Raw genomic sequence first — 16005 nt, 5'->3', positions numbered from 1 at the left:
GTACAACCTCACACGCGCGCAACGTCCTGCCTCTTACCTTCCTAGATCCCTAGACAAGCCCGTTCCGTTGCGCGAGTTCGATAAGATCCACCAGCGAATGTGCATTCAGCTTCAGCAGGAGCCTTGTCTTATAGGTACTGACTGTTTTATTGCTCAAAAACATACCGTCGGCAATTTCCTTGTTAGTTCTGCCGCGAGCTAATTGTTGCAAGACCATCATCTCTCGGCCGGACAGTCGGTCAACCATTTCCGCCTCACTGGCATTACCCAAACTTGAACGAACAGTGTGCAAAGCCTGATTCGGAAAATAACTGTAACCCGACAGTACAGCTTTGATGGCACTGAGTAGCTCTGTAAGGTCTTGCTGCTTACAGACGTAGCCTGCAGCACCGGCTTGCATGCAGCGCATGGAGAAATGCCCCGGCGCCTGCGAGGTGAGGATCAGTACCTTGAAAGGTAAGGTCATTGCCGAAAGCCTGGCGATGACTTCAAGACCGTCGAGCTTGGGAATACCGATGTCCAGGATGACGATATCAGGCAGATGCTCGCGTGCCAGCTGCAGGGCATCCACTCCATTATCCGTCTCTGCGACGACCTCATAACCATGACGCTCCATTAGCATGCGCACGGCAAGGCGAATGACAGGGTGATCATCGACGATCAACACTTTATTCATGAGCAGTCCATTTTTTGCTGTTCGAATTTTTGGAGCCCGCACAATAGCCTAGTCGTTTAGTACTTTGCATGGCGCTCCCCCCCGCAGAACAACAGGCAAAGACCGTTCTCACGACTACAACAGAAACTTCCTACAGGATTTGCCTTAATCGACGTCAATTTGGATGTAGTCACAGCATCCCCTCCATGGGATAGGGCAGTAGGTACGTCAGCCATATTTCGCGGGCATTTGTCCGTAATCGGCGTTCAATCATTACTGTAGTAGAAACGTACATCGCTAATACCTCGTTGGCCGTTATTCCTGACCGCTGGCTGGGGAGTGAGTATCAGACGTTTGTCAGGGTCCAGATCGAAGGCAACCTTGGCAGAGCGCGGGTGACTAACTGTGGGCTATTCCAGCGCTGTGCTTAGGCCGATTACCCGAGTATCGCGCCTTCGCTAACCCTCATGCTTGTCAGCGTAAGCCTAATCCCGCGTCGAGCCAAAAAAACAAGAATCATAAAATATTTCGGAGTACGCCGATCAGTGTGACTGACACTGGGTGTTTAAAAATACACACGCACGGAGGCATATTGCTATATTTATTTACTCAGAGAATATTCCTACACGGGTTACAGAAATCTCTTATAAATGTCGTAGCGTGCTCGTCATAAGTCTCACAAACGCCGGATCGAGACGAGCACAGGTAGAAGCTGAATAATTAAATGTTACGCCTCCATACACGCGGCGCTCTGCATGCTAGACCTATTGTCAGCCAAAGTTCGTCCGACCTCCACGTAATACGAAATCACTTCGCAAATCCAGACCTAACATGTAGAAGAAGAAAAGTACTACAAAACTAAAAGACGCGCACGAACTTAATGTAAGACAAGGACTTGTGAAAAAAAACAATTCAAAGAAAGAGCATTTTTTACTTGCATATTTTATTACCAGTCGTTACTTTTTTGATAGTGAAGCGCCAATAGTCACGAAAGCTCTATCTCAACTCATCGCTGACGAGATAACGATCGAAACAAAAACCTCCAGTTACTTTATATGACCGAGCATGAATAATATTGACGGATTAAATATGACTGCCCGGTCGCGAATGCTTAGGCACAAGAGGTGCATGGCATCTGGATGCATGTTATCAATCTATCCAAAAGGACTTTGTCATGAACAAGAAAACTTGCACTACATCGCTGCATGACAGTGAAAGCAACAAACTTTCTACAGCAGTTAAACTATTCGTTGCCGAAGGCGGAGTTATTGATATTGTGCAAAGCGGGGAGTCCGGAGAATCAGTATCCGGGCCTGCAATCCTGGAAACACCAGAGCCAGAGGCTGACGCCGATGTACTGATGAAAACAAAGGTGGAACTGCTCAAAGGCCTTATCGCCAAGGGCGCGGGGGTGTCTGCCCTGCAGTACTCGCTGCGAATGAACAGGAAAGACATAAAGCGTCTGGCCCAAGAGAACGGGTTGACGATTCGATACAGCCAACCTGTGCGAGGTCACAGGCCTGGCAGACAAAAGGAATCGGTGGCTTCGGATGACGTCGTCGCTGGCCACGCAATGCATTACTCAAGCCTGGGCTATACCGCACCGGAGATCGCGCAACTGCTGGGCTTGAGCATCCGCGATGTCTGGAATATCGGCAAAGCCTATCGCATCGAATTCAAGCAACCGTCGACCAGGGAAGCGGGTGGGAGTGGGTCACCCGATTAACTCCCGCCATCGACTACGCTTACGCTGCGAATTCTGGATCTGGTTATGCGGGTCCACTGGAGGCTGGCGTCGTGTTCGGTAGCCTAACGGGTGCCGCCTCCAAAGTGGATGCACCGTACCCAGCTGTACACATAACTTCCGCCAACGCCCTGCCCAGTATCCTCATTCTGTTTATTGCAATTCGAACCACATACTGATTAAACAAAGAACAGGGACTGGTTTCCCTTCACCTATTGTGCCTATCAGGGATTCGCTATGAAGAGCCTTAACCGAATCATCACCCCCCTTAACTTCCTTGCTATATTTGCTGCCCTTTCTGAGGCATCTGCCGCAACCACTCTTCCATATCTGGACGAGGAATCCAGAAAATTCTTTATTGGGTTCATTATTGTTTTTCCATGCGTATTGTCAGCCATGTGGTTCTTTGTAATGCGCTCTCACAGCCGCACGGCGATTCATCCGACAGAGCCTGAATGCCTAACCGACCGGCCACCGATCTCGCGGGTTGTACATGCCGGTTTTTTGTCAACGTCGCTGGACGCTGCGCAGCTCACTCTATTCACGGGCGCCGCGCCAACGGCCCTCTATAAAAAAAATCAGTTCGAAGTGTTACTGATACAACACACATGACCACTATGGGATCACGGCGCGAAAGTAGGAAGCTGGGCAACTCACCGCCCCTCAATATACCGAGAAACAAATGGAATTACCGATGTGATAAGTGGGAAACGGCGACTTCGGATATTCCCTTTTTCCTCCCATAGGAGGGGATCTTTGCTAGCCCCCTGTTTTATATAGGCAACTCGTGTCGACACATATCAAACATTGATTATTTTCTGAAAGGAGCAACGGGACGATGTTGAGAAAAAAAGACTAGAGTTACCTGAAACCCGCCGTTACGTAAAACGAACGTCACCCTGCTGTACTGAAATCATCACTACAACAAATAACGGAAATACTATGTCTCGACTAAAACAGTTCCATGATTTGGAAGATGCCTTGAAGATCCAGATAGCTCAGCTGGAGATTCTAAAAAAAGAAGACGAGCTGATTGCAGAGCTTGAATTCGAAAAGAAATTGACCACGCTTATGAAGCGGCACGGCAAATGTTCGGACGATGTTATCGCGATACTGAAATGGCATCTATCCTCGGCCTCAGATACGGTTCATGAAAGCAAAGCCGACTATGCCCCCAACAACAAGCTGCGCGAAAAAAAGCCTGCAGCTAAGCGCTGACAGACCTGGAGCTTCACAAGGCATTTATTGCCAGGCGCAAAAAAAGCAGCCTCTATTGAGGCTGCTCTCTGTTCGGTAGCAGCGGCTTAGAACAATTTGCGATTCTTGTTCGCGGCAATCCGCATGCGCAGTGCGTTGAGTTTAATGAAGCCTGCTGCGTCGGCCTGGTTGTAGGCACCACCATCTTCTTCGAATGTAGCGATGTTGGCATCGAACAACGAATCGTCGGACTTGCGGCCGGTCACGATGACGTTCCCTTTATACAACTTCAGGCGAACCACACCATTAACGTGAGCCTGAGAAGCATCGATCATCTGTTGCATCATCAAACGCTCAGGGCTCCACCAGTAACCGGTATAGATCATGCTCGCGTACTTGGGCATCAACTCGTCTTTCAGGTGAGCGACTTCCCGATCAAGCGTGATCGACTCGATGGCACGGTGCGCGCGCAGCATAATGGTCCCGCCCGGGGTTTCGTAGCAACCGCGAGACTTCATGCCCACATAACGGTTTTCAACGATGTCCAGACGACCGATACCATTCTCGCCGCCAATCCGGTTGAGAGTGGCGAGAACCGTTGCCGGGGTCATTTCGACGCCGTCCAGCGCAACGATATCGCCGTTACGGTAGGTCAGTTCGAGATAAGTCGGGGTGTTGGGCGCGTTTTCAGGGGATTTGGTCCAACGCCACATGTCTTCTTCGTGCTCGGTCCAGGTATCTTCCAGCACGCCACCTTCGTAGGAGATGTGCAGCAGATTGGCGTCCATGGAGTACGGAGATTTTTTCTTGCCGTGACGCTCGATCGGGATCGAATGCTTTTCAGCGTAATCCATCAGTTTTTCACGAGAGAGCAAGTCCCACTCACGCCATGGAGCGATAACTTTCACGCCTGGCTTGAGGGCATAGGCGCCCAATTCAAAGCGAACTTGATCGTTTCCTTTGCCGGTCGCGCCGTGGGAAATGGCATCAGCGCCAGTTTCGTTGGCGATCTCGATCAGACGCTTGGCGATCAACGGACGGGCAATGGACGTACCGAGCAGGTACTCGCCTTCGTAGACAGTGTTGGCGCGAAACATTGGAAACACGAAGTCGCGCACGAATTCTTCACGCAGGTCGTCGATGTAGATTTCCTTGACGCCCATGGCTTGTGCCTTGGCACGCGCTGGCTCGACTTCTTCACCCTGACCGAGGTCGGCTGTGAAGGTCACCACTTCGCAGTTGTACGTATCCTGCAGCCACTTGAGGATTACCGAAGTATCCAGGCCTCCGGAATACGCGAGAACTACCTTGTTTACGTCCGCCATGCCATCACTCCAACGCGTTGTACGGAAAACCGACGATTCTACCGTTCAAACCCGTGGATTTACAGTCTCGCGACAGCTTGTGACGACGAAGCGACAAAACGTATCGACAATACGACGTGTGTTTGGCGATCAGGAAGTGGCGCCAGTGCTTCCCGCAGATGCAACGGGCGCAGGCCTGTTGTCCGGCGCAACGCGTTCAAGATGGAGGTTCACCCGCCTGTTACGGGCGCGATTGGCGTTGTTGGTATTAGGTACCAGCGGATATCGCTCGCCGTGAAAACGCAGAGTGACTTGCTCTTCGGGGATACCTTGAGCTTTGAGATAGTCCATCACGGCCAGGGCGCGACGCCGCGACAAATCACGGTTGGTGAGACGGTTGCCGCTGTTGTCCGAGTGACCGTCCAGTTCGACACGATTCACTGTGGGATCGGCCTTCATATACGCCACCACGACATCCAGCTTCGCCTTGCCCGCTGTATCGAGGTCGATCCCGCCGCCTGGGAAGCCGATTTCAGCCTGTTTTACTTGCTCGTAGTTCATCGGCAACAGCTTTGTGGTGCATATCTGAAAATCGCTGAAGGCTTTGCTGAATTTCACTGGCAGTAGTCGGACCTCCATGGCGCCGCCACCGTCCCGCGCGAAATGCCTGATTACCGGACTGCGCCCGTCCATCAAGCCGCTGATCAACCTGCCCGCCTGAGCCTGGGAAGTGTTGAAGGGAATTTGACCGTTGATCACTTTCACGGCGCCCAGATTCAGGTCGCCTCGACCCGGCTGCCATGGCGCGGCTGCTGCCAGCAACGTGGCGGACCCTGCCCCGAGCGCATAACCGGTGGCTTTGAGCCGAAAGGTCGCCTGCTCGCCAGCACGCCGCACGAACTCACCAGCTCCAAAGTCGGTAATCGGCTGAGTCAGACGGCATTCGAACTGATCGCCTTCTACCTTCCACTCAATATTTTCCAGACGCGTCTGGAAAGTGATCGCCATGGCCGGCAGGCTGGCAAACACGCTGAGCAGGGCTAGATATCGCTGGCGCACGGGAGGCTCCACAAAGATTTTTTCGCGTTTCAAAATTTATTGCTTACACGGGGGCTATCGGTTCGTTCCTGTAAAACTTGATAGCGAGTGCCTGGATGAGTCTTTTCCGGTAGCATTCCCAGCGAGTTTGACCCGCCTGGAATCCCCAATGTCCGACCGCCTGACCCTCCTGCGCCCCGACGACTGGCACATCCATCTTCGAGATGGCGCTGTTTTGCCACACACTGTCGCGGACGTTGCTCGCACCTTTAGCCGCGCCATCATCATGCCAAACCTGGTTCCTCCGGTACGCAACGCCGAGGAGGCCGACGCGTATCGTCAGCGCATCTTGGCTGCACGCCCCGCAGGCAGCCGCTTTGAGCCCCTGATGGTGCTTTATTTGACCGACCTGACCCAGCCGCAAGACATTCGCGCTGCCAAGGCCAGTGGCTTCGTGTACGCCGCCAAGCTTTACCCGGCCGGTGCGACCACCAACTCCGACTCCGGCGTCACCAGTATCGACAAGATTCTGCCGACGCTTGAAGCCATGGCCGAAGTCGGCATGCCGCTGTTGGTCCATGGCGAGGTCACACGCGGTGACATCGACGTGTTCGACCGCGAAAAGATCTTCATTGATGAGCATCTGCGCCGTGTCGTCGAGCTATTACCAACGCTGAAAGTGGTGTTTGAACACATCACCACGGCCGAGGCTGTGCACTTCGTCAATGAGGCGTCGGCCAACGTGGGAGCGACGATCACGGCGCACCATTTGCTCTACAACCGCAATCACATGCTGGTGGGCGGTATTCGCCCGCACTTCTATTGCTTGCCGATCCTAAAGCGCAACACGCATCAGATTGCACTGCTCGATGCCGCAACCAGCGGCAGCAGCAAGTTCTTTCTGGGCACCGATTCTGCGCCCCATGCTCAGCATGCCAAAGAAGCCGCCTGTGGCTGCGCCGGTTGCTATACCGCGTTTGCCGCGATCGAGCTGTACGCCGAAGCGTTCGAACAGCGCAATGCGCTGGACAAGCTCGAAGGCTTCGCGAGCCGCAACGGGCCGGCGTTTTACGGTCTGCCGGTCAACACCGACACCATTACCCTGGTTCGTGAAGAGTGGACTGCGCCAACCAGCCTGCCATTTGGCGAGCTTTCTGTTATCCCGCTGCGCGCCGGTGAAAAACTGCGCTGGCGCCTGCTGGAGGAACACGCGTGAGTGAAGACCAATACGACGACGATCAGGAAGGCTCTGGCGGCGGTACAGGTTCCAGGCACCCTATGGCGGCCCGCTTTCGCGGTTACCTGCCCGTTGTCGTTGATGTAGAAACCGGCGGCTTCAACTCGGCCACCGACGCCCTGCTGGAAATCGCCGCAGTGACCATCGGCATGGACGAGAAAGGTTTCGTGTTCCCTGAACACACCTACTTTTTCCGGGTAGAGCCGTTCGTAGGCGCGAACATTGAAGCAGCAGCGCTTGAGTTCACCGGTATCAAGCTCGATCACCCACTGCGCATGGCTGTCAGTGAAGAAACTGCGCTGACTGATATCTTCCGTGGCGTGCGCAAAGCGTTGAAAGCCAACGGCTGCAAGCGCGCGATCCTGGTTGGCCACAATGCCAGTTTTGATTTGGGTTTTCTCAACGCGGCAGTTGCGCGTCTGGACATGAAGCGCAATCCGTTTCACCCCTTCTCAAGCTTTGATACCGCAACGCTTGCTGGCCTGGCTTATGGTCAAACAGTATTGGCGAAAGCCTGCCAGGCTGCTGACGTGGATTTCGACGGTCGCGAGGCTCACTCAGCGCGCTACGACACAGAGAAGACCGCTGAGCTGTTCTGCGGCATCGTAAATCGCTGGAAAGAGATGGGCGGCTGGGAAGACTTTAACGACTGAGTTTGCACGCATCCCGAGAACCGGCCGATATGGCCGGTTTTTTGTTTCTATCGTGGGGGCGTCGTAACCACTCATCGGGCTTCACACGTGAGGCAGGAAGTAGTTTTGACAAGCATTCTCATTAACATTAGTATCCATCGCATTGAGCAAATCACTCAGCGACGGTCCTTTATTTATGTATGTCTGCCTCTGCCAAGGTGTTACTGACGGACAAATCCGCGAAGCGATCATGGAAGGATGCTGCAGCTATCGCGAGGTTCGCGAAACGCTGAATGTAGCCAGTAAATGTGGTAAATGTGCCTGCCTTGCCAAGCAAGTGGTGCGTGAAACCCTGACTGAGCTGCAAGTGAGCCATGCAGCGCTGGCCTATCCCGCAGAATTTTCAGCTGCCTGATCTACCGAATTTCGAAGAACCGGACCTTGCGTCCGGTTTTTTTATGCCTTTAATTCAATCGCTTAGCGTTCGGATGCGGAACACAAACATTCTTATTCTTATTTAATTTCACTTATTATTCAATAACTTAGGTTTGACAGAGTTATAGGCGGCGCTCAAACTTGCGCTCTATATGTGACTTCATCGACAGGACCCCGATCATGAAAGGCGACATTACAGTCATCCAGCATCTCAACAAGATCCTCGGAAACGAGCTGGTCGCGATCAACCAGTATTTTTTGCATGCTCGGATGTACGAAGATTGGGGTCTGAACAAGTTGGGCAAACACGAGTACCACGAGTCCATCGACGAGATGAAACACGCGGACAAGCTGATCAAGCGCATCCTGTTTCTCGAAGGCCTGCCAAACCTGCAAGACCTGGGCAAAATCCTGATCGGTGAACACACCAAGGAAATGCTCGAGTGCGACCTGCGCATCGAGCGCACGGGCCACGCAGACCTGAAAGCCGCCATTGCTCACTGTGAAGTGGTTGGCGATTTTGGCAGCCGTGAACTGCTCGAAGATATTCTTGAGTCAGAAGAAGAGCACATCGACTGGCTGGAAACCCAGCTGGGCCTGATCGACAAAGTCGGCATCGAGAACTACCTGCAATCGCAGATGGGCGAAGAGTAAGTCAGCGCCCACAAAAAGCCCCGCTCTCGTAAGAGAAGCGGGGCTTTTTTACGTCTTGCATGCAGATCAAGCAGTCGCGTTTTTCGCTACAGCTTCTTTGACTAGCGTTTGCAGCGAGCCATCTGCCTGCATCTCGGTGATGATGTCGCTACCGCCTACCAACTCACCGCCGACCCACAATTGTGGGAAAGTTGGCCAGTTAGCGTATTTTGGCAGGTTGGCGCGGATTTCCGGGTTCTGCAGGATATCGACATAAGCGAACTTTTCGCCGCACGCCATCAATGCCTGAGAAGCCTTGGCCGAAAAACCGCACTGCGGAGCATTCGGAGCGCCTTTCATGTACAGCAGAACGGTGTTGTTGGCGATCTGCTCTTTAATCGTTTCGATGATATCCATGGAACACCTCGGCTTAACTTTACGACTCTGTGAGTCGACACGGTGGCGCATTGTAACGGAATCCCTAGCGTAACGCTCGGACATGGCTTTAGTCGAACGTCCGCCAGCCTTTTCACGCCGCTTCAACGCGCACCGGCACTCCATTTAACGCAGCATTGCCGGACAGTGCATCGAGTTGCCGCTCGTCGGTCAGGTCATTGGCGCTGACGCCTGGCTGGTCCCTGGCAATATCCATTTTTACACCTGGCCGCGCATGTCCCCAGCCATGGGGCAGGCTCACCACGCCCTGCATCATGTCGGTCGATCCCAGCACCTGCACTTCAATCACCCCGACTCGCGAACTGACGCGCACGATCTGTCCGTCGACCAGCCCACGGTTCGCAAGATCCTGGGGATGCATGAGAAGTTGATGCCGTGGCTTGCCCTTCACCAGCCGATGATAGTTGTGCATCCAAGAGTTATTGCTGCGCACATGACGACGACCAATCAACAACAATTCATCCGCCTGCGGCACCGAAGCCTCTTTGAAGCGCACCAGGTCAGCGAGAATGATCGCAGGGGCAGCCTGAACGTGCTGGTTCGCCGTTTTCAGGCGCCCCGCGAGGTTAGGCTTCAATGCACCGAGATCAAGCCCGTGAGGGTAGTCCGCCAGTGCATCGATCGACAGCTTCCACGCCGAGGAGTCGCCATACAGGCCGCCACGTATACCGCGATCAACAATTTGTGCCGGAGCGATTGTCGGTTTCAGTTCGCGGCCACCCTTGGCGGCAAACGCTGTGGCCAGCCCGACGAAGATTTCCCAATCATGTAAAGCGCCTTCGGGCTTACTCAGAATTGCCTTGTTGAAACGCGTGACGTTGCGCACCGCAAACATGTTGAACGTGGTGTCGTAATGATCGTTTTCCAGCGCCGATGTGGACGGCAGAATCAAATCCGCATAACGGGTGGTTTCGTTGATGTACAGATCTATGCTGAGCATGAACTCCAGACCTTCAAGCGCCTGTTCCAGACGCCGGCCATTGGGCGTCGACAGCACCGGATTGCCCGCCACCGTAATAAGCGCCCTCACCTGCCCTTCGCCCTCGGTGAGCATCTCTTCGGCCAGCGCCGACACAGGCAACTCGCCACTGTATTCGGGAAGTCCGGACACTCGGCTCTGCCAGCGATTGAACCCGCCGCCAGAAGTCGACTGCACCAGATCGAGCGCCGGCTCGGTACACAGCGCACCGCCAACACGATCAAGATTGCCTGTCACCAGATTGATCAGTTGCACCAGCCAATGGCAAAGCGTGCCAAATGACTGCGTGGAAATCCCCATTCGGCCATAGCAGACCGCTTTGTCAGCGGTGGCAAAATCCCGTGCGAGCTGACGAATAATCTCGGCCGGGATGCCACAGCGCGGGCTCATGCTATCCGCGTCCAGGTCCGCTACGGCGTGCCGCACCTCGTCCAGACCATCGATGGGCAGATGGCTGTCTCGGGTCAGACCTTCCGCAAATAAAGTGTGGAGCAGGCCCAACAACAAGGCGGCATCACCTCCCGGTCGCACGAATACATGCTGATCAGCAATGGCGGCTGTTTCACTGCGTCTCGGGTCAATCACGACTACCTTGCCACCGCGCGCCTGGATCGCTTTCAGCCGCTTTTCGACATCCGGCACGGTCATAATGCTGCCGTTGGAAGCCAGCGGATTACCCCCCAGGATCAGCATGAAATCGGTGTGGTCGATGTCGGCAATCGGCAGCAACAGGCCATGGCCGTACATCAGGTAGCTGGTGAGGTGATGCGGGAGTTGGTCCACCGATGTGGCCGAGAAGCGGTTGCGGGTCTTCAACTGGCCCAGGAAGTAATTGCTGTGGGTCATCAGCCCGTAGTTATGAACGCTCGGATTGCCTTGATACACCGCAACAGCGTTTTGCCCGTGCCGCTGCTGGATATCGAGCAAGCGCTCTGCAATCAGGTCGAACGCAGCGTGCCACTCGATGGGCTGCCAATCGTTACCGATCCGCCGCATGGGCTGTCGCAGCCGGTCAGGGTCATTCTGGATGTCTTGCAGCGCTACCGCCTTGGGGCAGATGTGACCACGACTGAAGGTGTCCAGCGGGTCACCCTTGATCGAGGTAATACGAGGTTTAGCGTTGTCTTCAACGGTGGTTTCGATGGTCAGGCCGCAAATGGCCTCACACAAATGACAGGCTCGGTGGTGGAGAGTCTTGGTCATCGCCAGTCTCATATTCTTGTAGGGCGATCAGGATGATCACGCAAACAAAACTATGGCGTGGGACGCGTCACTTCGCCAGAAAGGTTCGTGACGTGAATCGGGCAGCATCAGGCGAGCCGATAGGGTTCGCATGGGACGCGCCAAGGAGAGTGGGAGGGAGCTTGCTCGCGATTGAATAGCTCAAGCGACAAACTTGTAAGTCATATTACGGCCCTTCGCGAGCGAGCTCCCTCCCCCGATCAACTCCGCAGTCGAAAAGAACTGCAGGGAAGACGACTCAGATCAGGAACCAGACCCACCAATCGGCGTGACCACTTTGCGCTGCAACTGAATTTCGTGAACGGTTTCGACCTGCTCCTGAGAGACCTGGATGCCCGTCAACTCACCAATCAGGCGCCAATGATCATCAAGACCTGAACTGATGGTCGCCATGCGATCGATCATGCGGCGACCTGCCGAACGTGTGACTTCGTCTTCACTGCGCATCAATTCAAAGGACATCGAGGTCATGGACGCGGTGAGGTGCGTGAGGGTGCGGGCAGTGAGCCCGAGCAGTTCCGTTAGTTGTTTCTCTTTTGAATCCATTCCCCACCCCCTGAGGTGTACATAAGCGCTATTTATAACTCACGCCCGATATTTAAGAAACGTCCGGGTTTCCGAGGCGTGAAGCATGTCGCATAAGGCGCTGCGGCAGTTTCTCACTGTTACAGATTCGGCAGCAATTGCCAACGCTGACGATGGCAGTGTACAACTGAGCACCTCGACACGCGTGACGGTGGCGAAGTGCCTTAATGTCTATGCCACTGTAGCATCTGGAAACACTCATAGCGCCTGAAAACGCCACTTTCCAGCTACCGAGCGTCTGAGGGGATTAACCCGATGACCTAGGCCCTTGGCATCAAGCGACATTTTCTTATACCCTCGCGCCTTCCCTATTCGTCGCCCCGTGCGGCTTTCGCCGCAGGTCTCGCCCGTTTTCCCGATAAAACCCGGCTTTGAGTATCTGCGGTCTGTTGCAGAAAGGTAGTTAATGATGAGCGCAAGGCACTTTCTCTCGATGATGGATTACACGCCGGATGAGCTCCTCGGCGTGCTTCGTCGCGGCATAGAGCTAAAAGACCTGCGTAACCGCGGCGTACTTTTCGAGCCGCTACGAGGCCGCGTGCTGGCCATGATCTTCGAGAAATCTTCGACTCGTACCCGTGTTTCCTTCGAAGCGGGCATGATCCAACTCGGCGGCCAGGCTATTTTTCTATCCCCCCGTGACACCCAGCTGGGCCGTGGCGAGCCTATCGCTGATGGCGCGCGAGTCATGTCGCGCATGGTCGATGCGGTGATGATCCGCACCTTCGCTCACAGCAATCTCACAGAATTTGCAGCCAATTCTCGCGTTCCGGTCATCAACGGCCTGTCGGATGACCTGCACCCCTGCCAGTTGCTGGCGGACATGCAGACTTTTCTTGAGCACCGCGGCTCGATCAAGGGCAAGACCGTGGCCTGGATCGGCGATGGCAACAACATGTGCAACAGCTATATAGAAGCGGCGATCCAGTTCGACTTTAATCTGCGTATCGCCTGCCCTGACGGCTATGAGCCGGACCAGCGTTTCCTGGCCCTCGCCGGAAATCGCGTGACCCTCACCCGCGATCCCCGGGAAGCAGTAAAGGGCGCGCATCTTGTCAGTACCGACGTCTGGACCTCCATGGGCCAGGAAGAGGAAACCGCCAAGCGCATCGCCCTGTTCACGCCATTTCAGGTCACCCGCGCGTTGTTGGACCTGGCCGCTGACGACGTACTGTTCATGCATTGCCTGCCAGCGCACCGGGGCGAAGAAATCAGCCAGGACTTACTCGACGATGTCCGGTCAGTGGCATGGGATCAGGCGGAAAACCGCTTGCACGCTCAAAAGGCCTTGCTGGAATTCCTCGTCGCGCCTGCTTTGCAGCCTGCATGAGTGCGCCGATGCTGTTGAAACTGCGAAATCTGGCCTGCGGCTATGAGGACCAGCGTGTGGTGCAGGATTTGAACCTGCACCTCAACGCAGGAGACATCGGCTGTTTGCTGGGTTCTTCAGGCTGCGGCAAGACCACAACCCTGCGCGCCATTGCCGGGTTCGAGCCAGTGCATGATGGTGAAATCATTCTGGATGGCGAAGTCATTTCCCGCGCGGGCTATACGCTGGCCCCGGAAAAGCGCCGAATCGGTATGGTGTTTCAAGACTACGCGCTGTTTCCGCACCTGACAGTCGCTGAAAACATTGCGTTCGGTATTCGCAAGCACCCGCGTCTGGCGCAGTTGACCAGCGAGATGCTAGAGCTGGTCAATCTAGGTGCGCTGGGCAAGCGCTACCCTCACGAACTTTCCGGCGGGCAACAGCAGCGTGTGGCGTTGGCCCGCGCGTTGGCGCCTGAACCGCAGTTGTTATTGCTGGATGAGCCGTTTTCCAATCTGGATGGGGAATTGCGTCGGCGTTTGAGTCATGAGGTGCGCGACATCCTCAAGGCACGCGGCACCAGCGCCATTCTCGTCACCCATGATCAGGAAGAAGCCTTCGCGGTCAGCGATCACGTTGGCGTCTTCAAGGAGGGTCGACTGGAACAATGGGACACGCCCTACAACTTGTATCACGAACCGGCCACGCCATTTGTAGCCAGCTTCATCGGCCAGGGTTACTTCATTCGAGGGCAACTGGTCGACGCAGAATCGGTACAGACCGAAGTGGGCGTGCTGCGTGGCAATCGCGCCTATGCTGGTGTCAGCGGTGCGCCTATGGATGTGCTGCTAAGGCCCGATGACATTATTTATGCGCCGGACAGTGCGCTTAAGGCACGGGTTGCGAGCAAGAGTTTCCAGGGCGCGGCGACGCTGTATCGCCTGCAACTGCCGACCGGCACGCAATTGGAGGGATTGTTCCCAAGCCACGCCGATCTGAATCCTGGCGATCAGGTGGGCATTCAAGTGGCGGCCGAGCATTTGGTGTTGTTTCCGGCGGTGGGCAGCGTCCCGGTCCACTCTTGAGCGCGCTCCTACAAAAAACCGAGTCCGATGCAGAATCTGCTTTCACCCCACCTTCAGCGTCCCGCTCGCCACCAGGGTCGCATAACCGCCGATTTTCACCCGATCTCCTTCCAGCCGGCAGAACAACTCCCCGCCCCGCGCCGAACATTGAAACGCGCTCAAACTGAGTTTATTCAGCCGCCCGGACCAGTACGGAATCAATGAGCAATGGGTCGAACCGGTGACTGAGTCTTCGACGATCCCCAGCCCCGGGGCAAAGTAGCGGGAAACGAAATCATGCTGATCGCCTTTGGCCGTGATGATCACGCCCGGCCATGGCAAGCGAGCGATGGCGGCCATGTCGGGTTTGCAGTCGCGCACTGCCTGTTCGGATTCCAGCACCACCAGCAATTCAGCCGCGCCCAGCACATCGACCACTTCAACGCCCAGCGCTCGCTCGATGTCGACCGTCACGCCCACCTCGCTGGGCGGCATCGCCGGGAAATCCAGAAGCAGGCGCCCGCCCTCGCGGCTGACGCTCAACGGCCCGGACTTGCCGACGAACTCAATGGTGTCCGACGTCTCGCCGTATATTTCAAAGAGCACATGGGCACTGGCCAGCGTCGCATGGCCGCACAGCGGGACCTCGGTGGTCGGGGTGAACCAGCGAATGTGCCAGCCCAGCGTTTCGCGCACAAAAAAAGCGGTCTCGGCCAAATTGTGCTCAGCGGCGATGCGTTGCATCAGCTCATCCGCAAGCCAGGTGTCGAGGCGATACACCATCGCAGGGTTGCCAGCAAATGGCCGATCACTGAAAGCATCGACCTGATGAAATTCTAGCTGCATGCAAGACGTCCCCATTAGTTAATCGCCACAGCGGCCATGCGGACGCCAGACATCATTACTGCACAACCGAGAATCGGAAATCGTCGAGCCGTAGCCCAGATCACTCACGGCCAATTTGCGCAAATGTCGCATGGGTATGCTCAGCGAGTACAGCAGCGGATAACTCAACTTCAAGCCCGCGTCGTCCGGCGCTGACGTAAATGGTCGCGAACGGTTGAGCGGACACGTCGATGAACGTGCGAAGACGTTTTTTCTGGCCCAGCGGGCTGATGCCACCCAGTAAATAACCGGTCGCCCGCTGCGCCGCTACCGGGTCAGCCATTTCGGCCTTTTTCGCGCCCGCCGCGTGGGCAAGTGCCTTGAGATCCAGGGTGCCAACCACCGGCACCACTGCCACCAGCAGCTCGTGCTTTTCGGTGCTGGCCAACAAAGTCTTGAACACCTGAGCGGGTGGCAGACTCAGCTTTTCAGCGGCTTCCAGGCCGTAAGACGCTGCCTTGGGATCATGCTCATAGCTGTGAACACGATGGTCGGCCCGGGCTTTTTTCAATAGATCCAATGCGGGTGTCATTCAGGCACTCCAGGCGTACTGGGCAATGTGTTGGCAGATGCCGCTACTTTAGGCCATCTGCCCGGCAAACGCTTTCGT

17 protein-coding genes are annotated in these 16005 nt (G+C 55.2%); 9 read left to right on the top strand and 8 right to left on the bottom strand.

Annotation, left to right across the window (positions count from 1 at the left end; translation table 11 throughout):
• Positions 1-49: 49 nt before the first annotated feature.
• The gene (locus ACWKV9_RS01820; protein WP_483834373.1) at positions 50-676 is read right to left on the bottom strand and encodes a response regulator; all 627 of its coding nucleotides are present in this window, start codon (positions 674-676) and stop codon (positions 50-52) included.
• Between the two features lie 1153 nt (positions 677-1829).
• On the opposite strand from ACWKV9_RS01820, the gene ACWKV9_RS01815 reads away from it, so the two are divergent.
• The 3 genes from ACWKV9_RS01815 (at position 1830) to ACWKV9_RS01805 (ending at position 3617) form a co-directional block, all read left to right on the top strand.
• Positions 1830-2381 (top strand): hypothetical protein, encoded by a 552-nt coding sequence (locus ACWKV9_RS01815; RefSeq protein WP_483834372.1) that lies wholly within the window; start codon positions 1830-1832, stop codon positions 2379-2381.
• Between the two features lie 255 nt (positions 2382-2636).
• Complete coding sequence (locus ACWKV9_RS01810; RefSeq protein ID WP_483834371.1) at positions 2637-3011, top strand: hypothetical protein; 375 nt, start codon at positions 2637-2639, stop codon at positions 3009-3011.
• Between the two features lie 330 nt (positions 3012-3341).
• Positions 3342-3617, top strand: coding sequence for a hypothetical protein (locus ACWKV9_RS01805; protein WP_483834370.1), 276 nt, complete (start codon positions 3342-3344; stop codon positions 3615-3617).
• Positions 3618-3703: 86 nt separating this feature from the next.
• Here the strand turns inward: ACWKV9_RS01805 and ACWKV9_RS01800 are convergent, their stop codons facing one another.
• Both ACWKV9_RS01800 and ACWKV9_RS01795 read right to left on the bottom strand, forming a co-directional pair.
• On the bottom strand, positions 3704-4921 hold the full coding sequence (locus ACWKV9_RS01800) for an argininosuccinate synthase (RefSeq protein WP_483834369.1): 1218 nt from the start codon (positions 4919-4921) through the stop codon (positions 3704-3706).
• A gap of 129 nt (positions 4922-5050) precedes the next feature.
• The gene (locus tag ACWKV9_RS01795) at positions 5051-5959 is read right to left on the bottom strand and encodes a flagellar protein MotY (protein WP_483834368.1); all 909 of its coding nucleotides are present in this window, start codon (positions 5957-5959) and stop codon (positions 5051-5053) included.
• A gap of 148 nt (positions 5960-6107) precedes the next feature.
• On the opposite strand from ACWKV9_RS01795, the gene pyrC reads away from it, so the two are divergent.
• From pyrC to bfr, 4 genes are all read left to right on the top strand, one after another.
• Positions 6108-7154 carry a dihydroorotase gene (gene pyrC / locus ACWKV9_RS01790; protein ID WP_483834367.1) on the top strand — a complete coding sequence of 349 codons (1047 nt, stop codon included), beginning with the start codon at positions 6108-6110 and terminating at the stop codon, positions 7152-7154.
• Complete coding sequence (gene rnt / locus ACWKV9_RS01785) at positions 7151-7828, top strand: ribonuclease T (RefSeq protein ID WP_483834366.1); 678 nt, start codon at positions 7151-7153, stop codon at positions 7826-7828. The genes pyrC and rnt overlap by 4 nt, the downstream gene beginning before the upstream one ends.
• Positions 7829-8003: 175 nt before the next feature.
• Positions 8004-8222, top strand: a complete 219-nt coding sequence (locus ACWKV9_RS01780; RefSeq protein ID WP_483834720.1) for a bacterioferritin-associated ferredoxin — start codon at positions 8004-8006, stop codon at positions 8220-8222.
• Positions 8223-8422: 200 nt separating this feature from the next.
• Entirely contained in the window at positions 8423-8896 is a 474-nt protein-coding gene (bfr, locus tag ACWKV9_RS01775) for a bacterioferritin (protein ID WP_483834365.1), read from the top strand.
• Between the two features lie 66 nt (positions 8897-8962).
• Here the strand turns inward: bfr and grxD are convergent, their stop codons facing one another.
• From grxD to ACWKV9_RS01760, 3 genes are all read right to left on the bottom strand, one after another.
• Positions 8963-9292 carry a Grx4 family monothiol glutaredoxin gene (gene grxD / locus ACWKV9_RS01770; RefSeq protein ID WP_483834364.1) on the bottom strand — a complete coding sequence of 110 codons (330 nt, stop codon included), beginning with the start codon at positions 9290-9292 and terminating at the stop codon, positions 8963-8965.
• Between the two features lie 112 nt (positions 9293-9404).
• Positions 9405-11513, bottom strand: a complete 2109-nt coding sequence (locus ACWKV9_RS01765; protein WP_483834363.1) for a molybdopterin oxidoreductase family protein — start codon at positions 11511-11513, stop codon at positions 9405-9407.
• 282 nt (positions 11514-11795) lie between these two features.
• The gene (locus ACWKV9_RS01760) at positions 11796-12098 is read right to left on the bottom strand and encodes a hypothetical protein (protein ID WP_483834362.1); all 303 of its coding nucleotides are present in this window, start codon (positions 12096-12098) and stop codon (positions 11796-11798) included.
• A gap of 448 nt (positions 12099-12546) precedes the next feature.
• Between ACWKV9_RS01760 and argF the strand changes: the two genes are divergently transcribed.
• Together argF and ACWKV9_RS01750 are read left to right on the top strand one after the other, a co-directional pair.
• Entirely contained in the window at positions 12547-13467 is a 921-nt protein-coding gene (gene argF, locus ACWKV9_RS01755) for an ornithine carbamoyltransferase (RefSeq protein ID WP_483834361.1), read from the top strand.
• Positions 13464-14531, top strand: a complete 1068-nt coding sequence (locus ACWKV9_RS01750) for an ABC transporter ATP-binding protein (RefSeq protein ID WP_483834360.1) — start codon at positions 13464-13466, stop codon at positions 14529-14531. Before argF ends, ACWKV9_RS01750 begins: the two co-directional genes overlap by 4 nt.
• A gap of 42 nt (positions 14532-14573) precedes the next feature.
• Here ACWKV9_RS01750 and ACWKV9_RS01745 read toward each other — a convergent pair whose 3' ends face one another.
• Positions 14574-15356 (bottom strand): PhzF family phenazine biosynthesis protein, encoded by a 783-nt coding sequence (locus tag ACWKV9_RS01745; protein ID WP_483834359.1) that lies wholly within the window; start codon positions 15354-15356, stop codon positions 14574-14576.
• Positions 15357-15456: 100 nt separating this feature from the next.
• A complete protein-coding gene (ybaK, locus tag ACWKV9_RS01740) occupies positions 15457-15927 on the bottom strand; it encodes a Cys-tRNA(Pro) deacylase (protein WP_483834358.1) in 471 nt (156 codons plus the stop codon).
• Positions 15928-16005 lie beyond the last annotated feature (78 nt).

The organism is Pseudomonas corni, from assembly GCF_057128765.1.
The sequence above is the reverse complement of the archived record's forward strand: the minus strand, read 5'-3'. Positions and strand labels throughout refer to the sequence as shown.